The sequence below is a fragment of the Leisingera sp. S132 genome, assembly GCF_025144465.1.
Classification (GTDB): domain Bacteria; phylum Pseudomonadota; class Alphaproteobacteria; order Rhodobacterales; family Rhodobacteraceae; genus Leisingera.
Window position 1 is genome coordinate 2,983,814 of record NZ_CP083553.1, and the last position, 21,017, is coordinate 3,004,830.

The 21,017-nt window shown below is 63.6% G+C and carries 21 protein-coding genes and 1 tRNA gene; 11 read left to right on the forward strand and 11 right to left on the reverse strand.

All coding sequences use genetic code 11. The features are described 5' to 3' along the window. Positions 1 to 23: 23 nt before the first annotated feature. The 3 genes from K3725_RS14780 to K3725_RS14790 all read left to right on the forward strand — a co-directional run bounded on the left by K3725_RS14780 (position 24) and on the right by K3725_RS14790 (position 5,088). A complete protein-coding gene (locus K3725_RS14780) occupies positions 24 to 2,387 on the forward strand; it encodes a response regulator (RefSeq protein ID WP_260016062.1) in 2,364 nt (787 codons plus the stop codon). Positions 2,388 to 2,758: 371 nt separating this feature from the next. After that, a complete protein-coding gene (locus K3725_RS14785) occupies positions 2,759 to 4,693 on the forward strand; it encodes an acyl CoA:acetate/3-ketoacid CoA transferase (RefSeq protein WP_260016063.1) in 1,935 nt (644 codons plus the stop codon). A 320-nt stretch (positions 4,694 to 5,013) separates the two neighbouring features. Beyond that, positions 5,014 to 5,088, forward strand: a tRNA-Gln gene (locus K3725_RS14790). A 69-nt stretch (positions 5,089 to 5,157) separates the two neighbouring features. Here the strand turns inward: K3725_RS14790 and K3725_RS14795 are convergent. Continuing rightward, entirely contained in the window at positions 5,158 to 6,030 is an 873-nt protein-coding gene (locus K3725_RS14795) for a LysR family transcriptional regulator (RefSeq protein WP_260016064.1), read from the reverse strand. Between the two features lie 98 nt (positions 6,031 to 6,128). On the opposite strand from K3725_RS14795, the gene K3725_RS14800 reads away from it, so the two are divergent. After that, positions 6,129 to 6,329: a hypothetical protein gene (locus tag K3725_RS14800; RefSeq protein ID WP_260016065.1), complete on the forward strand. Its 201-nt coding sequence runs from the start codon at positions 6,129 to 6,131 to the stop codon at positions 6,327 to 6,329. Here the strand turns inward: K3725_RS14800 and K3725_RS14805 are convergent. Continuing rightward, positions 6,310 to 6,525, reverse strand: coding sequence for a hypothetical protein (locus tag K3725_RS14805; protein WP_260016066.1), 216 nt, complete (start codon positions 6,523 to 6,525; stop codon positions 6,310 to 6,312). The two genes, K3725_RS14800 and K3725_RS14805, sit on opposite strands and share 20 nt — an antisense overlap. A 40-nt stretch (positions 6,526 to 6,565) precedes the next feature. On the opposite strand from K3725_RS14805, the gene K3725_RS14810 reads away from it, so the two are divergent. Continuing rightward, positions 6,566 to 7,258, forward strand: coding sequence for a DUF2270 domain-containing protein (locus tag K3725_RS14810; RefSeq protein ID WP_260016067.1), 693 nt, complete (start codon positions 6,566 to 6,568; stop codon positions 7,256 to 7,258). A 53-nt stretch (positions 7,259 to 7,311) separates the two neighbouring features. Here K3725_RS14810 and K3725_RS14815 read toward each other — a convergent pair whose 3' ends face one another. The 3 genes from K3725_RS14815 to K3725_RS14825 all read right to left on the reverse strand — a co-directional run bounded on the left by K3725_RS14815 (position 7,312) and on the right by K3725_RS14825 (position 10,014). Next, entirely contained in the window at positions 7,312 to 8,091 is a 780-nt protein-coding gene (locus K3725_RS14815; protein WP_260016068.1) for a transglutaminase family protein, read from the reverse strand. Positions 8,092 to 8,251: 160 nt separating this feature from the next. Beyond that, a complete protein-coding gene (locus tag K3725_RS14820; protein ID WP_260016069.1) occupies positions 8,252 to 8,962 on the reverse strand; it encodes an aspartate/glutamate racemase family protein in 711 nt (236 codons plus the stop codon). A 32-nt stretch (positions 8,963 to 8,994) separates the two neighbouring features. After that, positions 8,995 to 10,014, reverse strand: a complete 1,020-nt coding sequence (locus K3725_RS14825; RefSeq protein ID WP_260016070.1) for a D-cysteine desulfhydrase — start codon at positions 10,012 to 10,014, stop codon at positions 8,995 to 8,997. Between the two features lie 122 nt (positions 10,015 to 10,136). Here K3725_RS14825 and K3725_RS14830 point away from each other — a divergent pair, with 122 nt between their 5' ends. Continuing rightward, complete coding sequence (locus tag K3725_RS14830) at positions 10,137 to 11,033, forward strand: LysR family transcriptional regulator (protein WP_260016071.1); 897 nt, start codon at positions 10,137 to 10,139, stop codon at positions 11,031 to 11,033. On the opposite strand, the gene K3725_RS14835 is transcribed toward K3725_RS14830, so the two are convergent. Next, positions 11,028 to 11,912 (reverse strand): LysR family transcriptional regulator, encoded by an 885-nt coding sequence (locus tag K3725_RS14835; RefSeq protein WP_102855928.1) that lies wholly within the window; start codon positions 11,910 to 11,912, stop codon positions 11,028 to 11,030. The two genes, K3725_RS14830 and K3725_RS14835, sit on opposite strands and share 6 nt — an antisense overlap. A gap of 215 nt (positions 11,913 to 12,127) precedes the next feature. On the opposite strand from K3725_RS14835, the gene dctP reads away from it, so the two are divergent. The 4 genes from dctP to K3725_RS14855 all read left to right on the forward strand — a co-directional run bounded on the left by dctP (position 12,128) and on the right by K3725_RS14855 (position 15,766). After that, complete coding sequence (gene dctP / locus K3725_RS14840; RefSeq protein WP_260016072.1) at positions 12,128 to 13,111, forward strand: TRAP transporter substrate-binding protein DctP; 984 nt, start codon at positions 12,128 to 12,130, stop codon at positions 13,109 to 13,111. A gap of 74 nt (positions 13,112 to 13,185) precedes the next feature. Next, complete coding sequence (locus K3725_RS14845; protein ID WP_260016073.1) at positions 13,186 to 13,695, forward strand: TRAP transporter small permease; 510 nt, start codon at positions 13,186 to 13,188, stop codon at positions 13,693 to 13,695. After that, the gene (locus K3725_RS14850; RefSeq protein ID WP_260016074.1) at positions 13,695 to 14,996 is read left to right on the forward strand and encodes a TRAP transporter large permease; all 1,302 of its coding nucleotides are present in this window, start codon (positions 13,695 to 13,697) and stop codon (positions 14,994 to 14,996) included. Before K3725_RS14845 ends, K3725_RS14850 begins: the two co-directional genes overlap by 1 nt. Then, entirely contained in the window at positions 14,996 to 15,766 is a 771-nt protein-coding gene (locus tag K3725_RS14855) for an alpha/beta fold hydrolase (RefSeq protein WP_260016075.1), read from the forward strand. The genes K3725_RS14850 and K3725_RS14855 overlap by 1 nt, the downstream gene beginning before the upstream one ends. Positions 15,767 to 16,026: 260 nt before the next feature. Here the strand turns inward: K3725_RS14855 and ccoP are convergent, their stop codons facing one another. Genes ccoP through ccoN form a run of 4 tightly spaced genes read right to left on the reverse strand, consistent with a single transcriptional unit; the run spans position 16,027 to position 19,466 of the window. Continuing rightward, positions 16,027 to 16,896, reverse strand: coding sequence for a cytochrome-c oxidase, cbb3-type subunit III (ccoP, locus tag K3725_RS14860; protein WP_260016076.1), 870 nt, complete (start codon positions 16,894 to 16,896; stop codon positions 16,027 to 16,029). Next, complete coding sequence (locus K3725_RS14865) at positions 16,893 to 17,099, reverse strand: cbb3-type cytochrome c oxidase subunit 3 (RefSeq protein ID WP_260016077.1); 207 nt, start codon at positions 17,097 to 17,099, stop codon at positions 16,893 to 16,895. Before K3725_RS14865 ends, ccoP begins: the two co-directional genes overlap by 4 nt. 13 nt (positions 17,100 to 17,112) lie before the next feature. Continuing rightward, on the reverse strand, positions 17,113 to 17,841 hold the full coding sequence (gene ccoO / locus K3725_RS14870) for a cytochrome-c oxidase, cbb3-type subunit II (protein ID WP_260016078.1): 729 nt from the start codon (positions 17,839 to 17,841) through the stop codon (positions 17,113 to 17,115). A 14-nt stretch (positions 17,842 to 17,855) separates the two neighbouring features. After that, positions 17,856 to 19,466: a cytochrome-c oxidase, cbb3-type subunit I gene (gene ccoN, locus K3725_RS14875; RefSeq protein WP_260016079.1), complete on the reverse strand. Its 1,611-nt coding sequence runs from the start codon at positions 19,464 to 19,466 to the stop codon at positions 17,856 to 17,858. Between the two features lie 205 nt (positions 19,467 to 19,671). Between ccoN and K3725_RS14880 the strand changes: the two genes are divergently transcribed. Continuing rightward, entirely contained in the window at positions 19,672 to 20,511 is an 840-nt protein-coding gene (locus K3725_RS14880) for a universal stress protein (RefSeq protein ID WP_260016080.1), read from the forward strand. A 68-nt stretch (positions 20,512 to 20,579) separates the two neighbouring features. Here K3725_RS14880 and K3725_RS14885 read toward each other — a convergent pair whose 3' ends face one another. Beyond that, positions 20,580 to 20,837, reverse strand: a complete 258-nt coding sequence (locus tag K3725_RS14885) for a GlsB/YeaQ/YmgE family stress response membrane protein (RefSeq protein WP_029205031.1) — start codon at positions 20,835 to 20,837, stop codon at positions 20,580 to 20,582. Positions 20,838 to 21,017: the final 180 nt, after the last annotated feature.

Genomic DNA, 21,017 nt, shown 5'->3' on the forward strand with positions numbered 1-21,017 from the left:
CGCACCGCTGAGGGACATCACGCATGAACATCAAACGGTCCATCGTGCTGCCGGTACTGGTCATCGCAGGAGCGGCCCTGTTCGCTGCGCTTCTGGTCGGCGGCATGGCCGTCTTTGCATCCGCCCGCAAAGACGCCGCGCTGGAGGCATCGCTGGAAGTCACCCGGCGCATCAGCAGCGTCACGGCGGGCATCACCGCCGCCGAAGACTATGCTCAGGATGTGCTGGCGATGACCCGGCTGATCCCGCAGGAGGAGGTGGCCCGGCAGTTTCAAAGCTACCTGGTCGCAATCAACAGGGAACTCGCCGCGCTGACAAAACTGCCGCTGTCCGCACCGCTGCGGGCGGAAGTGCGGGCGCTGGACACGGCCCTGTCGGAATGGTGCGTCAAGACTGTTGTGCTCCTGGGCATCAAACCAGAAAAGGACATCCCCACGCTCAGCTCGCTGGTCATGAGCAGCGAGGCCGTGACCCGGCAGGCTGCAACCGTGACGTCGATGGCGGCACAGCATGCGGAACAGGCCGTTGCAGAAACCAACCAGACGCTGACCCGCATCCTGGCTCTGGGGCTGACCGGAACCGCCCTGCTGATGGCCGCAGCCTTGATGTTTTCCATGCGCAAGGCACGCAGCTTCTCGGCAGCGGTCCAGCTGGCGGCCCAGAAGCTGCGGCGGCTTGCCAGCCGCGAACATCCCGCAGCAGCGGCCGGCGACAACGAGATCGCCGCCATGTTCACCGCACTCGACACCCTTGAAGTCAGCCTTCAGGAGAAGAAACGGATCGCCGACAAGCTGATGCAGGAGAAAGCGCGGGCTGAAGCTGCCACTGAAACCAAATCCCGCTTTCTGGCCACCATGAGCCATGAAATCCGCACCCCGATCAACGGCGTGCTTGGCATGGCAGAAGTGCTCAGCGAGACCAGCCTGACCTCTGAGCAGCAGTCTTGCGCCAACACCATCCTGACCTCCTCAGAGGCGCTGCTGCGCATTGTTAACGACATCCTTGACTTCTCCAAGCTGGAAGCCGGCAAGGCACAGATGCTCGAGCAGCCCTTTAATCTGCGCGACGTGATCTATGATGTGGCCGCGCTGATGTCTCCGAGCGCCACTGCCAAGGGCGTTGAGATCTGCATAGACATCCCCGAAGGCACCCCGGCTGTGTTCTGCGGCGACAGCGGCCGGGTGCGGCAGATCCTGATGAACCTGGTCGGCAACGCCATCAAGTTCACCATGCGCGGTTTCATCAGCATCACCCTCAACTATGATGCCAGCCACAGGATCCCCTTGTGTATTGACGTCCGCGATACCGGGGTCGGCATCCCTGAGGACAGCCTCGGCCAGATCTTTCATGCCTTCGAACAGGTCGAAAGCACCAACGCCCGGCGGTTCGAAGGCACCGGGCTCGGGCTGGCAATTTCCTCGCGGCTGACACAGGCAATGGGCGGCCGGATTGATGTCGTCTCGGAAGTTGGCAAAGGATCCTGTTTCACCGTCTGCCTGACACTGCCCGTCGCAGCCCCGGCCGTGCCGCGAACGCAACCGCTGGCAGGAACCCGCGTGGCAGTGGCCGCGGATCTGCCCTTCTCACGCGATGTCCGGATGCGCCAGCTTGATTATTGGGGCGCGGAAACATTCGCCCCGTCCAGCCTGCAAGACCTGCTGGCTCAGGTCACCGCGATGACGGCAGAGCAGCGCCGGCCGGATCTGGTGCTGGTGGAAACCAGCCTGCCGCCGGAACAGGCCAGAGCTTTCTGCCAGGAGCTGCATGCGCTGCCGGGCTGCAGGGAGCTGCCCATCGTCTATTGCACCGGCGGCCAGCAGCTGGCCGGCTACCAGGTACTTAAAAGCTGCAAGACCGTGCATGTGCTGTTGAAACCTGCCCGCGGCAAGCTTCTGCTGCGCACGTTGCTGGATGCCCTGAACAGCCCGCTCCTTCCTGTTGCTGATCAGCCCGCAAGTGCTGAGAAATCCGGCGACAGTTTCGCCCATCTGCGGATTCTTGCGGCAGAGGACAACCGTACCAATCAGCTGGTTCTTCAGAAAATGCTGGCTCCGACCGGCATCAGCCTGACCATCTGCAGCAATGGCCAGGAGGCGCTCAGCACCTTTGCCGCGCAAGGTTTCGACCTGGTGCTGATGGATATGTCAATGCCGGTGATGGACGGGCTGGAAGCCACCCGGCGCCTGCGCGCCTGGGAGCAGGAAAACAACCGCCCGCCCTGCCCCATCCTGGCGCTCACGGCAAATGTGCTGAGCACGGACGAGGCGGCCTGCCGCGCCGCCGGAATGTCGGGTTTCCTGTCCAAGCCGGTGCGCAAAAAGGAACTGCTGGAGCAGATCGCCCGCTGGACAGTGAACACAGCCGAACTTCCGGCCAAGCAAGCCTGACGTTTCAGCTGCCTCAGCCTGTGTTCCAAAAGCCCGCGCCGGCGCTGCCGCTCCGCACTGAAGCAAGGCCGGCAACCGGCTGTCTTACCCCCGGCTGCAGGTTCTCGGGACCCTGCGGCCAGCAGCCGGTGCAAGCCTTTTTCCACCCTTTTCAGCCGGCCGCAGTATACATGCAGCCCCCGCCCGGAAAACACTGCCGCCAATCGGAAACTTCGGCGCCGCAGCGCCCGGCGCGATGTCGTAACTCCCCTGTCCGCTGACGCAATCAAAGGACAGCAGCGCCACGGCGCCCGCCTAACATGCCTGATCAGATTTCCGTGCGGCTGCAAAGCCACCGCGGAGGGTGAAAGGATCGGGGAGGACGCGCCGCCATGAAAGACAAGACAACCACCACAGACCAGGCAATGGCACTGATCCGCGACGGCGATGTCGTGACCACCACCGGCTTTGTCCAAAGCTGCATCCCGGAAATGCTGCACGCGGCGCTGGAGAAGCGCTTCCTGGCCGAAGGCGCCCCCCGCGACCTCACCCTGATCATGTGCGCGGGCGCCGGCGACAGCAAGGGTCTGGGCACCGGGCGGCTGCATCACGACGGCCTCTTGCGCCGGGTGATCGCCGGCAACTTCGGCCGCATGCCCAAGGTCGCCCAGGCAGCGCAGGAGAACAAGATCTGCGGCTACAACCTGCCCCAGGGCGTGATCTCGCAGCTCTACCGTGCCTGTGCCGCCGGCCAGCCCGGCCTGTTCTCCAAGGTCGGCCTGCACACCTATGTCGACCCGCGCCACGGCGGCGGCAAGGTCAACAAGGTGACCGAGGAGGACATCGTCCGCTACCACGAGGTCGATGGCGAGGAATGGCTGTTCTACAAGGCGACCAAGATCGACGTCGCCTTCATCCGCGGCACCAGCGCCGACCGCTCCGGCAACATCAGCATGGAGCGCGAGGCACTGACGCTGGACTGCCTGGCCCAGGCGATGGCGGCCCACAACAACGGCGGCATCGTGATCGCCCAGGTGGAACGCATCGTCGAGGACGGCTCGATCAAACCAAAGGATGTGAAGATCCCCGGCCTGCTGGTGGACTGTGTCTGCGTCGCCGACGACCCCGAGATGCACCGGATGAACTACGGCGTGCAGCACAATCCCGCGCTTTCGGGCGAAATCCGGGTGCCGGTCGAAGGCATTGCCAAGATGCCGCTGGATCAGCGCAAGATCATCGCCCGCCGCGCCGCGTTTGAGCTGCCGCCCAACGGCGCCGTGAACCTCGGCGTCGGTGCGCCCGACGGCGTCGCCGCCGTGGCCAACGAGGAAAAAGCCACCCCCTATATCACCCTGACGACTGAGGCCGGCGCCGTCGGCGGCGTGCTGGCAGGCGGCTCCAGCTTCGGTTCCTCGGCCAATGCCGACGCCATCATCGACCAGAACCAGATGTTTGATTTCTACGACGGCGGCGGGCTGGACCTCACCTGCCTCGGCATGGCCGAATGCGACGCCGAGGGCAGCGTCAACGCCTCCCGCTTCGGCGGCCGCCTGAACGGCTGCGGCGGCTTCATCAACATCTCCCAGAATTCCCGCGCCGTGGTCTTTGCGGGCACTTTCACCGCCGGCGGGCTGAAGGTTGCAGTGGAAAACGGCGAGCTGCGCATCGTTCAGGAAGGCCGCAACAAGAAATTCGTGCGCCTGATCGAACAGATCACCTTCTCCGGACCCTATGCCTCCAAGCGCTCTCAACCAGTGCTCTACGTGACCGAGCGCTGCGTGCTGCAGCTGACCCCAAAGGGGCTGGAACTGATCGAAATCGCCCCCGGCATCGACCTGCAGCGCGACATCCTCGACCAGATGGAGTTCAAACCGATCATTGAAAACGTCGCCCTGATGGACGCGCGTATCTTCCGCGATGAACCGATGGGGCTGATGAACGATCTGTTGAACTTCAACCTTTCAGAACGTGTCACATATGATGCCGCCCGCCACACCATGTTCCTCAACCTCGAAGGCTGGAGCGTCCGCAAGAAGCAGGATGTCGAGGATCTGGACCGTGTGCTGCAGGATGCCTTTGCCAAAAGCGGCCGGGATGTCAGCATGGTGATGAACCAGAACGGCTTCCGCATCGCCGAAGATCTGCAGGATGACTACGCAGCCTCGGTCGGCCGGACGCTGGAGACCCACTCGGCCTCGATCGCCCACTATACCACCAGCGCCTTCATGCGCCTCAAGATGCAGGGCGAGCTCGCCAGCCGCGGCGTCCAGCCGCATATCTTCGAAAGCGGCGAAGAGGCGCATCAGCAAGCAATCTGGGGCTCCTGACCCTGGCCGCGGCAAGAGATCCGGGCTCTGCCAGACCAAGGCCGGTCCCCCTCAGGACCGGCCTTAGCACAGGCGGGACGCCACGCTCTGAAACCGCCAAATCAGAGCGCGGCCCGATCAGGCCACCCCGTACCCTCATGCACGCAGACATCGCCTAAGGAACTGAAAATATTAAATATAGACCCAGGCTAACCATGCCTGGCAGTGCACCCCAGGGACATCATTTCTGCATTTCAGAGAAGGTGGAGAAAAGAACTGCACTTTTTTTCAAAAACCCTCTTGCACCCCCCAGCAACAAACTTTAGACAGCGCCTCACCGATGGGGTGTAGCCAAGTGGTAAGGCAGCGGTTTTTGGTACCGTGTACCGTAGGTTCGAATCCTACCACCCCAGCCATCGGCCTTTCTCAGAACAGAATAAAACGCTGACGGGTTCGAAAGAGCCGGAGCAATAGCCGCGACAGCTTCAGGCGTCAGCCTGGCGGCAGAGCCAGGCAGCGAACTTGCGGGCTTCCGGGCGGCGCACGCCAGAGCGGGTAACGACATGATACCCGCGGTCCTCACCCTCTGTGAACAAGGCGCACAAGCGGCCGGATTGCAGATCCTCTTCGACGAAGGCCTGAACGCTGACCGCGACCCCCTGCCCGGCGCGCACCGCCTGCATCAGAAGGTTTCCTGGCAACCGGGTCCGGGAACCGCGCAGGCTGTCCGTGACGCCCCGCGATTCCAGCCAGCGCGAGGCCTCCGTCGTGCCCAGCTCTTCCAGCCAGGGCAGGTCCAGCAGATCCTCCGGCGCCGCCACTTGACGGCCCTTCAGCAGACTTCCGGCGGCAATCACCACCATGGGGGACTGCAGCAGCATCCGGGTATCCATCCCCGCCCAGTTGCCGCCGCCATAGCGGATGGCCAGGTCGATTCCGCCCGGTTTCAGCTCCACAATCTCGCCCCGCGGATCCAGCACCAGATCGATCTCCGGATGGCTGGCCTGGAACTCCGCCAGCCGCGGCATCAGCCAATGGGCGGCAAACATCGGCGTGCAGGTAACATGCAGCGGCCGGGCCGCGCTGGCAGCGGAGATTTCCTGCACCGCCGCCTCGATCGCGCCGAACCCCAGCTGCAGCGCCCGTGCCAGATGGGCGCCGTCCGCGGTCAGCGCCAGCGCCCGGCCGCTGCGGTCCAGAAGCGCCGCGCCCAGATGGGCCTCCAGCGCCCGCAACTGCTGGCTTATGGCAGCGTGGCTGACATTCAGAGCCAGCCCTGCCTGCACCACGTTTCCTGTTTCAGCAAACGCAGTAAAAGCCCTGAGCCCCGCAAGCGGCGGCATGCGCAGCCAATCCATATGTAATCACTCCTTACATAATGACATTCTTCTTAACTCGCAGGAATCACCCATTCAGGCAAGAGTCAGGGTCACACGCCAGAACAGGAGGCCGTGACATGCTGAACGATATCTATGCCCGCTCGATGATGACTGCCGCCCGCCAGGACTGCGTCCGGCTGCGCGATCTGCCGCGCGCCAAACCGCTGCCGCGCGCCTATCAGGCGCCGCCGCGCGCCCCGGGGCTGCTGGCAAGGCTCACCGCATGGCTGCGGGGCCGGCCGCTGCAAGTCCGCTGCATCAATCCGCAGAAGATTTGAAAAGAAAAAAGCGCCGGTTTTCCAGGAAACGCGCGAACAGATCGGAAAACCGGCGCATGGCCCGTTTGGCCTGCACGTCGGCCTTGCGGGATTTCTTGCTGCCCAGGAGGGGTATTTGCCAAGCAGCAATCTCTTTCACCTGCGGTTTTACCCCGGCTGGCAGCTGCGATGTTTGACACGGATCAAACTGGCGCAAATAATTTGCCCGATTACGCCAAAAAACTTACGCTCGCCGCATGGACACGTCACAGCGCGAACAGACGGCAGCCGGCGCCCGCGCACCGCTGTCACCGGATGAAGTCGGTGCGCTTGCGCATCTCTACCGCGGCGAGATCTACCGCAGCACGGTCTGGCGCACCCGGCTCGACACCACCACCAACTGGTCGGTGGTGACACTGGGGGTTGCCCTGTCGATCTCCTACTCCTCGCCCGAGGCCTCGCCGCTGCCGCTGATCCTGGTGGGCGTGCTGATCATCTTCTTCCTGATGCTGGAGGCCCGCCGCTACCGCTATTTCAACGTGTTCCGCGCCCGCGCCCGCTGGCTGGAGACGCATTTCTACACTCCGATGCTGGTCGAGGGCGATCTGCATCTGGAGGAACACTGGCAGGACGTGCTGGCGGCCGATTACCTGCGGCCCGAGTACCACGTCGGTGTGATGACCGCGATCGGGCGGCGGATCCGGCGCAATTACTTCTGGATCCTGCTGATCCAGTCACTGGCCTACGCGGGCAAGCTGGCGGTGCACCCCACTGGCGTGACCAGCTGGCAGCAGGCCCTGGACCGCGCCGACATTGGCCCCTTCCCGGGCGAACTGGTGCTGGGCACCGGCGTCTTCTACGTGGTGCTCTGGGGCGGCATCGCCTGGTGGAGCGCCCGCTCCGACGCCGCCCGCGCCAGCAAGCGCAAATCGATGACGTCGATGGGGTAAGGGCAAATGGCACGCAGTCCGGGGTCCCCAACCGCCCTTGAGCCGGTTATCCGTTAGTCGCCGCAAGCGGGCGCTGCAGCCGGCCAGGATCTGGCATTCAGAGCAGTTTCGCCGCCTGGTATCTCAGGCACGGCGCCACGGCGGATAGCACGCACTCTCCGGTTCATCCAGTGGCGGATCCCCCACCTGAACATCAGCCCGCGCAGCCCAGTCAGGTCTTGCTGATGCGCGGCAAAAAACTCATCAGGAGAGGCAAACACACCCAGATCCGCGTTGATTCCGGTGCGCTGGATATAAGTATCGGTGCCCGACCAGGCCACCTTCGGCGCTTGCAAACAATCCGTTCCCGCTCCGTAAGCACACAATGCGTTCCGCTCCGGGAAAGCCGCCTGCAGAGAGGATAGGACTGCTTCGTCCAGAATGAACCCTTCAAGATTCACCCATTTCCCATCAAAACAGACTTCGACCCATGAGTGCAGAATGCTGTCCGGGGTGATCCCATAGACAGCTTCAGGCACCAGTCCGCGCTGCAGGCTCTTGAAAATTGTAAAGCCATGCGACCGGCAGGCAATCCCCATCCCCCGCAGCAAGGCCATCAGCAGCACGCCCTTGGTATTGCACTGCCCATAACCGTCCTTCAGGACCTCAGACGCTTTCAGGGTATCGCGCGCATTATAGCCAAAGCCAATTTCGTTGCGGACAAAATCATAGGCCGCCCCAATCCGGTCCCCTTCCGGCAGGGCTTGCCAGCCGCGCCGGGTGATCAAGTCCGCCATGGCCGGGTGGCTGAAGTCCAGCAATCCGGTTTCCAGCAGATATTCAGAATTCTCCATGAGCGATTCTCCGTTTACCTGCTCCGCTCATAGGACCTCTAGCGGCTAGAGGATCAAGACGGTTCATCCACCGATACAGGTTGGCGGCACGCCATATCCGCCCGGCGGGAGCACAGAGCCAGGAACCACGGCAGCAGCCCCGAAGCAGTGCCGGCGCCGCCTACCCGGTGCGCAGGTCCTGCATGGCAAAGCCAACAACGGCCCGGCAGGTTTCGTTCAGCGCGTCAAACGCCGGAACATCCGCCTCCAGCCCGTCGAACAGCAGGGAAAACTCGGTGCAGGCTGTCACGAGGCACTCCGCCCCCTCTGCCTGCAGACCGGCCGCCAGCAAGACCAGCCTATGGCGGGAGGCGTCCGTGACGCCCTCTGCCTTGATCGTCTGGATAAGGTCCAGCACCTCATCCTCGTCAGCGCAGTAAAGCGGTGCCAGCCCGCGCGACCTGGCCGGGGCGTCGTAAATCCCTGTCATGCGCACCGCCGGTGAGGCCAGAATGCCGACCCTCCGCACCGGCAGACCCGATGCCTTGATGGCATCGGGCACCGCCTCGATCATGCTGATCAGGGGAATGCCGCAGGCGGCGGTGATGGCCGGCGCATAGAAATGCGCGGTATTGCAGGGCATCACCAGCGCTCTGGCCCCCATCGCCTCCAGCTGTTGCGCCATCCCGGCCAGCACCGGGGCCGGATCCGGGCCGGTACGGCGGATCAGGTGATCAATCCGCGACGGCACCTGCGGATTGCTGTCCACCAGCAGCTGGATATGGTCCTGATCACGAGCCGCAGGGGTAAAGCTGATGATGCGCTGCATCATCAGCACTGTCGCCTCCGGCCCCATGCCGCCAAGAATGCCTATCGGTCTGGGCGTGTTCATGTTATTTGCCGGAACCTCCATCAAAAGTCAGATCAGGCGGATTTCCAGCGGCCCGCAAAGTCGAACGCGCTGTCATAGCCGAACAGCGCCGCCGCGCCGCCGGTATGCAGGAATACCACCCGCTCACCTTTCTTGAAATGGCCTTTGCGGATCAGATCGATAAAGCCGGCCGCCCCCTTGGCGGAATAGACCGGATCCAGCAGGATGCTTTCCAGCTCGGCAAACATCCGGATCGCCTCCAGACCGCCTTCGGTCGGGATGCCATAACCCTCGCCGACATAATCCGTGTTGGCCACCACATCTTCGCGCTGCACGATGCCGCCGCAGCCCAGCTTCTCCGCCGTGGCGCAGGCCAGGTTATAGACGTTCTCTTCCTGCTTGGGCTTGGGCGCCCGGACACCGATACCCAAGAGCGGGATCTGCGCGTTCATCGCCTTCAGGCCGGTGATCAGCCCCGCCTGGGTTCCGGCAGAGCCGGTGGCATGAACGATATGGTCGATCTTCAGCCCGCCGGCATTGGCCTGCTGCAGGATCTCAAAGGCGCAGTTCACATAGCCCAGTGCGCCCGTGGCGTTGGAGCCGCCGCCGGGGATCGTATAGACATTTCTGCCATCGGCGCGGAATTTCTCGGCCACGGCCTCCATTTCCGCATTCATGTCCAGGCCGCCGGGGCGCTTTTCGGTGGTGGCGCCGTGCAGGTGGTCCAGCAGCACGTTGCCGTTGTTGTTGTAATTCGCGTTGTTCGAGCCGGTGCGGTCCTCCAGCAGGATATGGCAATCGAGGCCCAGCTTGGCCGCAAAGGCCGCAGTCTGGCGGGCATGGTTCGATTGGGTGGCACCCTGGGTCATCACCATATCGGCTCCCTGCAGCTCCGCCTCTGCCATCAGGAACTCCAGCTTGCGGGTTTTATTGCCGCCGGTGGACAGCCCGGTGCAATCGTCCCGCTTGATCCAGATCTCGGGCCCGCCCAGCTCCTTGCTCAGGCGGTCGAGCCGCTCCAGCGGCGTGGGCAGATGCGCGATGAAACGGCGGGGGAAGCGGGCAAGGTGCATGGGACTCTCCTAATGTGGATTTTCTGCAAGTTACCTAGCCTCAGCACAGTAAACTAATGCAAAATCCGCAGCTAAAATTGCCGATCTTGCATGTTGTGACACTTTCGACCTAATCTGCCGCCATGCAGCTGGACTGGATCGACGACATACTTGCGGTAATTGACACCGGCTCCTTGGCACGCGCGGCAGAGCAGCGCCTGCTGACCCAGCCCGCCTTCACCCGGCGGGTGCGCGGCATCGAAACCCGCCTTGGCGCTCAACTGTTCGACCGCTCCCGCAAGCCGGTGACAATCCTGCCTGGCGTCATGGCGATGGAGCCGGAACTGCGCGAGCTCAGCGCCCGCCTGCGCCGCCTGAAGCACGACCTGAAGGTCTCAGCCGAGAGCGGCGGCCGCGGCGTTGCCTTTGCCTGCCAGCACGCGATCACGGCAACCATATCCCCCTGGATCGTGAAACTGCTGACCGCCGCGCAGGACCAGCCGGTGCGGGTGCGCTCCGGCAACCGCGATGCCTGCCTGATGCAGCTGCTGTCTGGCGATGCCGACTTCGCCGTCGCCTATGACTGGACCGGCGGAGGAAACCTTGCGCTGCCTGAGGCCTTCGGCACCCGGGCATTGGGCACCGACCATCTGGTGCCGGTTGCCGCGCCCGCCCTTTTGGCCGCGATGGAGCAAACCGAAATCCCCGCGATCACCTACCCGTCCGATGTATTTCTTGGCCGGGTGGCAAGCCAGGCAATTCACCCCCGGCTGCCGGACGGCACCGTGCTGCTCCCCAAGGCAGAAACCGCGCTGACGCTGGCCGCTTGCGAATATGCGCTGGACGGGATCGGCGTTGCCTGGCTGCCGCTGAGCCTGGTCAGGCCCCATCTTGACGCCGCCCGCCTGCAGCAGGTGCCCGGCCTGCCCGCGGAAGAGCTGAACGTGGTGATGATCCGCCTCGCCGGGCGCGGCAGCCGTCAGCAGGAAGCGGTCTGGCGCCTGCTGGGCGATTCGGCGGACTGCCCCGGCCTGTCATAACGCGTCCCAAACCTGCAGCCCGGTCTTGTCCAGCCGTTCAAGCGAGCAGAACAGCGACAGGGTCAGCTGCGCCTGCCAGACAGGGCCGCCAACCTGAACCACACGGCCTGCGGCCAGTTCCGCCGCCACCACGCTTTCGGGCAGCCAGGCGATGCCGCTGCCGGACAGCATCCGGCGTTTGATGGCTTCGGTCAGCGCATCCATATAGCGCAGCGACAAGGGCGGCGTGCGGCTGCCGATGGTCTGGTCAACCACCGACCCCAGGAAACTGCTTGGATCATAACCGAGATAGGGAAACGGCCCGCGCCCGCCCCGGTCCAGATCCCACCCTCCGGCCCTGGCCGCGGCGGCCTCTGCCACCGGCAGCATCAGCTCGGTGCCGATGTCCTTGCGCGCGAATTGCGCCTCGTCGAACACCGGCTGCACGTCCTTGTGCCGGTAATACAGCAGGAAATCGCAGGTGCCTTCCGACAGCAGCTGGCAGCAGGTGCGCAGGTTGTCGGAATAGATCCGCACCCGCAGGTTCGGAATGCTGTCTTCCAGTTCGGCAATGCGCAGCGACAGGTAGTTGACCGAGATCGTATGCAGCACCGCGACGCGCTGAAACGCGGTGCTGCCCTGCTCCTGCGCCCGCAGGGTCTGACGGATGTCGGTGAGGTTCGCTATCAGCTCCAGCGCCACCGGCAGAAACTGCTGGCCCGCCTCAGACAGCTGCACCGGGTAGCTGGAGCGTTTTATCAGCGGCACCCCCATCCAGATCTCCAGCGATTTGATCCGCCGGCTGAAGGCCGACTGGGTGATATTCCGCTCTTCCGCGGCGCGGGTGAAATTCAGCGTCCGCGCCAGGCAGGTAAAGTCCCGCAGCCAGTTGATATCCAATTGCCCCTCCAGCCCAGCAGCAAGATACTGGAAACAAACATCTATACGTTTTTCGAATAGTTTAATGTATTTTTTGAGTTGGCCAACCCCGCACGGCAGCACCTAGCCTTCCCTACAGGCATCCCGGGCCTCAGGCCAAAATCACCAAAAGGGGGAGCCACGGGTCCGGCGTCCTTGAGAGCCGCCATGAAGCCCGAGTTTCAAGGGAGGAACAAATGATCAGAACGACAACATCCGCAGTTGCCCTGGCGGCTGCCCTGGCCGCAGGCGCGGCCTCCGCCGAGACCACGCTGCGCCTCAGCACCTATGTGAACGAATCCGACATCCGCTATCAGGGCTTCACCCATTTCGCGGACCTCGTCGCGGAAAAAACCGGCGGCTCCGTCAAGGTTGAGGTGTTCCCTTCGGCCACGCTGCACGGCTGGTCCGAGGGCGTCGATTCCGTTCAGGGCGGCGTCTCCGACATCAGCTGGATCAACGCCGACAACCGCCTGCCCTGCTACGCGGTCACGTCGCTGTATCCGGCCGAGGTCAGCCTGGAAGACCAGACCGGCCTCGATGCCGCCTATGCTGAGCTGATCCGCGATGAGGCCGCAAACGCCGGTCTGGTGCCGCTGTTCAACTCGAACTATTCCTACGATCAGGAATGGTGGTTCGAGGAGCCGATCAGCGACATCGGCAACCTGGACGGCAAGCTGGTGCGCTCCATCGGGCCGCTGGTCAGCATGATGATCGAGACCTGGGGCGGCGAGCCGGTGTTCGTGGCGCCCAAGGAAGTGTTCCAGTCGGCCGAACGCGGTGTCGTGGACGGCATCAACATGGGGGTTGCCACCTACAGCTCCTGGAAGCTGTGGACCGTGATGCCCTATATGGTCAACGCCAACCTGTTCTACGGCAACATCCAGTACATGATGAACAAGAACAAGTTCGACGCCCTGACCGCAGAGGAGCAGGCGGCGCTGACGGCCGCGGCGGCCGAGACCGAAAAATGGCTGCAGCCGCGCTATGAGGCCTGGGTCGACCAGCAGGTCGGCAATGCTGTGATGCAGGGCGGCGGTGCCGCAGTGTCCATTTCCGATGACCAGCGCGAAGCCCTGATCGCCAGCGTCAAACCCAAGTGGGATGAAACGGTGAACGAAGCCTGCGGCGCGGAAATGGCCGACAGCATCCGTTCGCTGCTGGCCAGCCACGCGCCCTAAGGCTCCCCCCCGGCCCGGCGGTGCGGCCGATGCCCGCCGCCGGGAACTGAACACCTCCAACAAGGAGCCCTGTCATGGATGACGGTCTAGACCGCCTGATCCGGGCCGTGGAACGTGCAGTCGTCTGGCTGGCCGGAGCGGGCGCCGCTGTGGTTCTGGTTCAGATGCTGTGGATCTCCTACGGTGTCTTTGTGCGCTACGGCCTGGGAAAACCCGACCGGATGGTGACCGAAGCCACAGCCCTGCTGCTGTTCCCGGTCGCCTTTGCCGGCCTCGCCTATGCGCTGCGCGAAGACGCCTTTCCCAAGGTCACGATGATCACGGAGCTGCTCCGCCCTGGCGCCCGGCGGCTGCTGGATATCATCAATCACATCCTGATGCTGGGGGTCGGCAGCTTCTTTGCCTATGCCGGGGTCAGCGCCACGATCCGCTCGTTCAACTCTGGCGTTGCCTCCGAAATCCTGCACTGGCCCCGCTATGCGTTCTGGGCCCCCGGCGCCACGGCGCTGGTGCTGTTTTCACTTTATGCCGCGCTGCGTCTGATCCGCCTGATCCGCACTCCGGCCCCGTCGGGAGACCTCTAATGGAATGGTATACTGTCGGCCTCGGCCTGCTGGGCCTGCTGATGATGTTCATCACCATCGGCCTGCCCATCCCCTTTGCCCTGGCGGCGGCCTCGCTGCCGTTCCTCTGGCAGATCCAGGGCTGGGAAACCTCCATCGTCTCGTCTGAGCTGAAGCTCTGGGGCGTCTGGATCGACTACATCCTGCTGGCAGTGCCGCTGTTTGTCTTCCTGGGTGAACTGATCGGACGCTCCAGCATCGGACCTAACCTCTACCAGTTCCTGCATCAGGGTGTCCGGATCAAGGGCTCTGCCGCCTATGGCTCCATCGGGGCCAGCGCCGGTTTCGGCGCGGTCTGCGGTTCCTCGATGGTGGGGGCGCTCACCATCGGCGGCGTCGCGCTGCCGGAAATGCTGCGGCTGGGCTACGGCAAGCGCCTGTCCAGCGGCGTGCTGGCCGCGGGCGGCACCCTGTCGGTGCTGATCCCGCCCAGCCTGATCCTGCTGTTCTACGGCATTGTCACCGACCAAAGCATCGGCGACCTGTTCATAGCGGGCGTCATCCCCGGGCTGATCCTGGTCTCCAGCTTTGTGGTGGTGGTGCTGATCTGGGGCATGATGAAGCCCGAGGACATCCCCGGCAGCGAGGACGCCGCCAAGATGCCGCTGAAGATGATCCTCAGCACCATCGGCCCTGTCATCCTGATCGGCCTGGTGATCACCGTCGCGATCTACGCAGGCATCGCCACCCCGACCGAGGCCGCCGCCGTTGCCGCCCTTCTGACCGTGGTGCTGGCCTTCTGGGTCGGCGACCTCAACTGGCAGGGCTTCAAGGGCGCCATCTTCGCCACCATGCGCACCATGGGCTATCTGGGCCTGCTGCTGTCGGCCGGGGTGCTGTTCGGCTTCGTGCTGACCTACTACCGGGTGCCGCAGCAGTTCACCGACCTGTTCCTGTCGTTTGAGCTGTCGCCCTACACGGTCCTGGCCATCGTGCTGGTGTTCTACATCGTGCTTGGCATGTTCCTGGAACCGGTATCGATGACCTTCATCACGCTGCCGACCATCTACCCGCTGATGGATGCAGCCGGGTTCGATCTGATCTGGTTCGGTGTCGTCTACACCATCACCATGGAAATCGCGGTGCTGACTCCACCGGTGGGACTGAACCTCTATGTGATCCAGGCCATCGGCCGCGAACAGGTGAGCATCGGCGACGTGATCATGGGCTGCCTGCCCTTCATCGCCGCCATGATCCTGCTCATCTCCATTCTCATCCTGTCGCCTGATGTGGCGCTGTGGCTGCCGGAGCAAATGCGCTGATGCCGACCCTCCCCTATCTGCGTTCCGGCTCCGGCCCGGTTCTGGTTCTGGTGCACGGCTATCTGGGCGGCGCTACCCAGTGGCAAAACGAGATCGACGCCTTCAGCAGCGAATACGATGTGATCGCCCCCAACCTTCCGGGCTTTGCAGCTGCCGCCGGCCTGCCCGGCTGCAGCAGTATCGCGGCAATGGCAGAGGCCGTGCTCGGCCTGCTCGACAGCCTGCAGATTTCAGAGTTCATCCTGATGGGCCATTCCATGGGCGGAATGATCGCCCAGGAGATGGCCGCAGCCCGGCCGGCGGCGGTGCAGAAGCTGATCCTCTATGGAACCGGCCCGCTGGGCCTGATGCCGGACCGGTTCGAACCCATCACGGTTTCGCGTGAAAGACTGCTTGCCGACGGCGTCGCAAAAACCATCGCCCGCATCGGGGCAACCTGGTTCAAGGCCGGAGACACCGCGCGGGGCTATCCGTTGCTGACGCAAATCGGCGCAGAAGCCAGCCCGCAGGCCGCTTTGGCCGCGCTGGAGGCGATGGCCGGCTGGGACGGCCGGCACGCGCTGCCGCAGCTGACCATGCCGACGCTGGTTGTCTGGGGGGACTCCGACCGTTCTTACCGCTGGCCGCAGGTGGAATCGCTGTGGACCAACCTGCCCAACGTGCGCCTGTCCGTGGTGCCCGGCGCCGCCCATGCGGTGCATCTGGAAAAACCGGCGCTGTTTCAGTCCCTGGTCCGTGACTTCCTGCAGGAAGGCTGCGGCACCGGCTAGCCGCCATCCGGCTTGCTTCAACCGACGGCCGTTCAGGACGTGCCTGCACTGTCTTGCCTCCTTCCGAAAGGGCCCGGCCGGGCAAGCCCGCGTTCCTGCCGGGGTAAGGCAAAGCGCAGTGATGGCATCTTTGCCTCCTCCCGGGCGTGGGATCGCTGTCCTCCCTCAGGCGCCCCTGCATGACAGAGCGCCGCCCCACAACAGAAAAAGGGCCGCCCGGCAGGCAGCCCTTTTCCGCGTTTCTGAAAACCGGCCCCGGCTTATTCGCCGCCGCCCAGCTGATGGACGTAGGAGGACACCGCACGGATTTCCGCCTCTGTCAGGCGGGTGTTCCAGGCCGGCATCACACCATAGCGCGAGTTGCTCACGGTCTCGGTCAGGGTGGCGTAGTCGCCGCCATAGAGCCAGATCGCATCCGCCAGGTTCGGCGCGCCCTGCGCGCGGTCGCCGGTGCCGTCTTCCATGTGGCAGGAGGCGCAGTTGTCGGCAAAGACAACCGAACCGGCCTCAACCTTGGAGGCGTCCTGCGGATCACCCGACAGCGACATCACGTAGTTGACCACCTGAGAGATTTCTTCCTTCTCAAGCAGCTCGTCGCGGCCGAATGCAGGCATCTCGGAATAGCGCGCTTCGTCGCTGTCCTCATTGCGGATGCCGTGGGTGATGGTCGCGTGGATGTCCTCCACCGAGCCGCCCCAGAGCCAGTCGTCGTCCAGGAGGTTCGGATAGCCCTTGGCGCCAGCCGCACCAGAGCCGTGGCACTGGGCGCACCAGGTCTTGAACACGGCGGAACCGGCAGACACCGCGTAGGAGCCCAGTTCCGGGTCTTCCGCGATGGCGGTCAGTTCAGCCGCTTCCAGCTTGGCGTTGACCGGCGCGTTGGCTTCTTCCACCGCGGTGATCTCCGCCGCGACATCAGCCCGGGTCGACCAGCCCAGCACCCCCGCGGTGGCGCCGTTGATCAGCGGCCATGCCGGATAGGCGATGGTGTACAGCACGCCCCAGATGATGGTGGCATAGAAGGTCCACAGCCACCAGCGCGGCATCGGGTTGTCGAATTCCTCGATCCCGTCCCACTCGTGGCCGGTGGTGTTCGGATCGCCTTCGAATTTCTGCGATTTCTTGCTCATGCCCTCGCCTCCTTATTCGCGGCGGGTTGGCCCTCACTGGGCGCGGGTGCGTCATCATGCCGGAACGGGATGTTTGCGGTGTCCTTGTAGGCCTTGGTGCTGCCCGGGCGGAACGCCCAGACAATCACACCGATGAAGAAGGTGAACAGGAACAGCAGCATCCAGCTGTCGGCGAACTGCCTGAGGAGTGTATAGAGTTCCATCTCTGCCCCTCCCTCAGCGGCTCGCGTCCGGGGTGAAGGTCGAGAAGTCGACCAGCGTGCCCAGCATCTGCAGGTAGGCGATCAGCGCATCAGCCTCGGAAACCCCCGGCTGGCCATCAAAGTTGCGCACATTGATGTCCTCGCCATAGCGCTCCAGCAGCCCGTCATAGTCGCTGTCCGGATCGGCCTGGGCGCGGAAGTCAGCCTGCGCGGCTTCGATCATCTCATCCGTGTAAGGCGTGCCCAAGAGCGCGTTGGTAGCCATGATGTCGCCGATGTACTTGCCGTCGATCTTCTTCTCTTCGAGGAAGCCGTATTTCGGCATCACCGATTCCGGTACCACCGACTGCGGGTCGCGCAGGTGGTCTGCGTGCCACTCATCCGAGTAGCGGCCGCCGACGCGGGCCAGGTCCGGCCCGGTCCGCTTGGAACCCCACTGGAACGGACGGTCGTACATCGACTCCGCCGCCAGCGAGTAATGGCCGTAACGTTCGACCTCGTCACGCATCGGACGGATCATCTGGCTGTGGCAGACATAGCAGCCCTCCCGGATGTAGACCTCGCGGCCGGCCATCTCGAGCGGGGTGTAGGGACGCATGCCCTCCACCTTCTCGATGGTGTTTTCCAGGTAGAACAGCGGTGCGATCTGCACCAGGCCGCCGATGGTCACGACCAGGAAGCTGAAGATCAGCAGCAGGGTCGCGTTGGTCTCGAGGATCTTATGTTTGTCGAGAATAGACATTGCTTCCTGGCTCCTTATTCAGCCGGAACCGGGACCGTCAGGCTGGCCTCTTTGGCCGGCGCCTTACGGACCGTCATCCACAGGTTGTAGCACATGATGATCGCCCCCGCGAGGAACATCACCCCGCCCAAGCCGCGCACCACATACATCGGGAACTTCGCGGCCACGGTGTCGGCAAAGGAGTTCACCAGGAAGCCGTTGGCGTCCACTTCACGCCACATCAGGCCTTCCATGATCCCGGTCACCCACATCGACGCGGCATAGAGAATGATGCCAATAGTGGCGAGCCAGAAGTGCCAGGAGACCAGCTTGAGGCTGTAAAGGCTCTCACGCTTCCACAGCGCCGGCACCAGATAGTAGAGCGCGCCGAAGGTGATCATGCCGTTCCAGCCCAGCGCGCCGGAGTGCACGTGGCCGATGGTCCAGTCGGTGTAATGCGACAGCGAGTTCACCGCGCGGATCGACATCATCGGGCCCTCAAAGGTGGACATGCCGTAAAAGCCCAGCGAGATCACCATCATCCGGATCACCGGATCGGTGCGCAGCTTGTCCCAGGCGCCCGACAGGGTCATCAGGCCGTTGATCATGCCGCCCCAGGAGGGCATCCACAGGATCACCGACATCACCATGCCCAGGGTCGAGGCCCAGTCCGGCAGCGCGGTGTAGTGCAGGTGGTGCGGGCCAGCCCAGATATAGAGGAAGATCAAGGCCCAGAAGTGGATGATCGACAGCTTGTAGGAGAACACCGGACGCTCGGCCTGTTTCGGGATGAAGTAATACATCATGCCCAGGAAGCCCGCGGTCAGGAAGAAGCCCACAGCGTTGTGGCCGTACCACCACTGGATCATCGCATCCTGCACGCCCGGCCACACGATGACCGACTTGGAGCCCCAGATCGAAACCGGGATGGTCATGTTGTTGATCAGGTGCAGCATCGCCACGGTGACGATGAAGGACAGGTAGAACCAGTTCGCCACATAGATATGCGGCTCCTTGCGCTTGATGATGGTGCCCAGGAACACCGCCAGATAGGCCACCCAGACGATGGTCAGCCACAGGTCGACGTGCCACTCGGGCTCGGCATATTCCTTGGACTGGGTGGAGCCGAACAGATAGCCGGTTGCCGCCAGCACGATGAACAGCTGATAACCCCAGAACACGAACCACGCCAGGTTGCCGCCCCACAGCCGCGCCGCGGAGGTCCGCTGCACGACGTAAAAGGAGGTCGCGATCAGCGCATTGCCGCCAAAGGCAAAGATCACCGCGGAAGTGTGCAGCGGGCGCAGGCGGCCAAAGTTGGCCAGGCCCTCGGCCCATTCGAAGTTCAGCGCCGGAAAGGCCAGCTGAAACGCGATGAAGGTCCCCGCCAGGAACCCGACCACACCCCAGAAGGCGGTTGCAATCGTGCCAGCGCGGATCACGCTGTCGAAATACTCGTTCTCCAGACCGGCGGGTGCCATTTTCGGCTCGTCGGTTCTGCGCAAAGTGTAGAGAAACAGGCCGCCAGCCACGATCATCACGATGATCGCGTGCACCTGGTAAGCCAGATCCCGCGCGTAATTGGTGCCGATCATCGCAAACAGCGTGACCAGACCAAGCGCTATCAGCTTGATATAATTAGACATCTTGCGTCCCTTTGCCATGCCCCCGCGAATCCTGCGGATACGGGAACGTTATTAGACCGCGCCCTTCATGCAAAACGCGCCTTTCTGCCGCCTTGATCTGCATCAAGACATTTCCGGGCAACATGTGACACTTCTTCCCGAGCAGTCAAACTCCACGCACCCGCACCCGCCAGGATTGCGGTGCTTTTTCCGCCGAGAGGTGTCAATGTCCTACAAGTCCTTACTTACCGTTCTGACAGCTGCGGACACCGCAGCGGCGCCTTTGGCGCAAATTGCGGCCCTGGCTGAGGAATTCGGCGCCCATGCCGATGCGCTTTGCCTTGGTGTCGACCGCACCCAGACAGGATACTACTATGCCGGCGCCAATGCGATGGTGCTGCAGGAAACCCTGGCCCGCGCGCAGGAAGAGGCCGAAGAGGTCCAGGCCCAGGCAGACGCGGCCTTGAAGCAGGCAGGCGTGGCCTATGGCACAGACAGCGGGGTTGCCCAGATCGCCGACATCGGCCGCCATGTGGCGCGCCAGGCACGGTTCTCCGACCTGGTGGTGCTGGGCCAGCCTTACGGTTCAGGCAAGCGCGCCGAGGCAGAGCCGATCGTCGAGGCCGCGCTGTTTGAAGGCCGCGCGCCGGTGCTGGTGGTGCCGGACAAGGGGACGCCGCTGAAGACTCCGAAAACGGTTCTGGCCGCGTGGAACGAAAGCATTGAGGCGATGACCGCAATCCGCCGGGCAATGCCGTTCCTGAAGGGGGCCGATCTGGTCCGCATTGCGGTGATCGACCCGCCGCAGCACGGCCCCGAACGCTCCGATCCCGGCGGCATGCTGGCACAGATGCTGGCCCGCCACGGGGTCAATTGCGAGATTGACGTGCTCAGCAAGACGCTGACCCGGGTGTCGGACGTGCTGAACCGCCACGCCGCCGATACCGCCGCCGACCTGATCGTGATGGGGGCCTATGGCCACTCCCGTTTCCGCGAGGCGATCCTGGGCGGCGCCACCCGCAACATGCTGGAACAGGCCGCGGTGCCGGTTCTGATGGCGCACTAAAGCCTGCCGGGCATTGCAATCAGAAAGGCGCCCCGCAGGGCGCCTTTCCTGTTCCAGCGGGCCGGAACTTAACTTGCCTTGCGGATCAGGCCGATCAGGAACAGCAGGATCACCGCACCGATGGTGGCGTGGATCAGCGACCAGAAAAAGCCGCCGCCCGCGGCAAACCCCAGCGCCGGAAAGATGGTGCCGGCCAGGAAAGCGCCGACCACGCCGACGATGATATTGCCAAGGATGCCAAAGCCGCGCCCTTGCATGATCTTGCCGGACAGCCAGCCCGCCAGCGCCCCGATGATCAGCATCCCGATCAGACTTCCAAACTGCATTGCCGCCTCCATGTTGTGTTACCGCAATAGTAGACCACAACTGCGGCCCGGGGTCACCCGCTGCCGTCAGGTCCGGAAACCAGGGCCTCTCCCGCCCGTCGTCCGCCTTTCCTGCGAAAAGGCATCCTCCCGTTGGGCCAGGCTCGGCGCGGTGCGCCGAGCCTGGCCCAAGGCCGCCAG

Excerpts from the sequence above, each read along its gene's own strand:
- ccoN (WP_260016079.1), bottom strand. The coding sequence starts at position 19,466 with ATGTCTAATTATATCAAGCTGATAGCGCTTGGTCTGGTCACGCTGTTT.
- K3725_RS14845 (WP_260016073.1), top strand. The coding sequence starts at position 13,186 with ATGGATGACGGTCTAGACCGCCTGATCCGGGCCGTGGAACGTGCAGTC.
- K3725_RS14825 (WP_260016070.1), bottom strand. The coding sequence starts at position 10,014 with ATGCACCTTGCCCGCTTCCCCCGCCGTTTCATCGCGCATCTGCCCACG.
- K3725_RS14810 (WP_260016067.1), top strand. The coding sequence starts at position 6,566 with ATGGACACGTCACAGCGCGAACAGACGGCAGCCGGCGCCCGCGCACCG.
- K3725_RS14885 (WP_029205031.1), bottom strand. The coding sequence starts at position 20,837 with ATGCAGTTTGGAAGTCTGATCGGGATGCTGATCATCGGGGCGCTGGCG.
- dctP (WP_260016072.1), top strand. The coding sequence starts at position 12,128 with ATGATCAGAACGACAACATCCGCAGTTGCCCTGGCGGCTGCCCTGGCC.
- K3725_RS14795 (WP_260016064.1), bottom strand. The coding sequence starts at position 6,030 with ATGGATTGGCTGCGCATGCCGCCGCTTGCGGGGCTCAGGGCTTTTACT.
- K3725_RS14850 (WP_260016074.1), top strand. The coding sequence starts at position 13,695 with ATGGAATGGTATACTGTCGGCCTCGGCCTGCTGGGCCTGCTGATGATG.
- K3725_RS14780 (WP_260016062.1), top strand. The coding sequence starts at position 24 with ATGAACATCAAACGGTCCATCGTGCTGCCGGTACTGGTCATCGCAGGA.
- K3725_RS14880 (WP_260016080.1), top strand. The coding sequence starts at position 19,672 with ATGTCCTACAAGTCCTTACTTACCGTTCTGACAGCTGCGGACACCGCA.
- K3725_RS14865 (WP_260016077.1), bottom strand. The coding sequence starts at position 17,099 with ATGGAACTCTATACACTCCTCAGGCAGTTCGCCGACAGCTGGATGCTG.
- K3725_RS14820 (WP_260016069.1), bottom strand. The coding sequence starts at position 8,962 with ATGAACACGCCCAGACCGATAGGCATTCTTGGCGGCATGGGGCCGGAG.
- ccoO (WP_260016078.1), bottom strand. The coding sequence starts at position 17,841 with ATGTCTATTCTCGACAAACATAAGATCCTCGAGACCAACGCGACCCTG.
- K3725_RS14815 (WP_260016068.1), bottom strand. The coding sequence starts at position 8,091 with ATGGAGAATTCTGAATATCTGCTGGAAACCGGATTGCTGGACTTCAGC.
- K3725_RS14855 (WP_260016075.1), top strand. The coding sequence starts at position 14,996 with ATGCCGACCCTCCCCTATCTGCGTTCCGGCTCCGGCCCGGTTCTGGTT.
- K3725_RS14800 (WP_260016065.1), top strand. The coding sequence starts at position 6,129 with ATGCTGAACGATATCTATGCCCGCTCGATGATGACTGCCGCCCGCCAG.
- ccoP (WP_260016076.1), bottom strand. The coding sequence starts at position 16,896 with ATGAGCAAGAAATCGCAGAAATTCGAAGGCGATCCGAACACCACCGGC.
- K3725_RS14830 (WP_260016071.1), top strand. The coding sequence starts at position 10,137 with ATGCAGCTGGACTGGATCGACGACATACTTGCGGTAATTGACACCGGC.
- K3725_RS14785 (WP_260016063.1), top strand. The coding sequence starts at position 2,759 with ATGAAAGACAAGACAACCACCACAGACCAGGCAATGGCACTGATCCGC.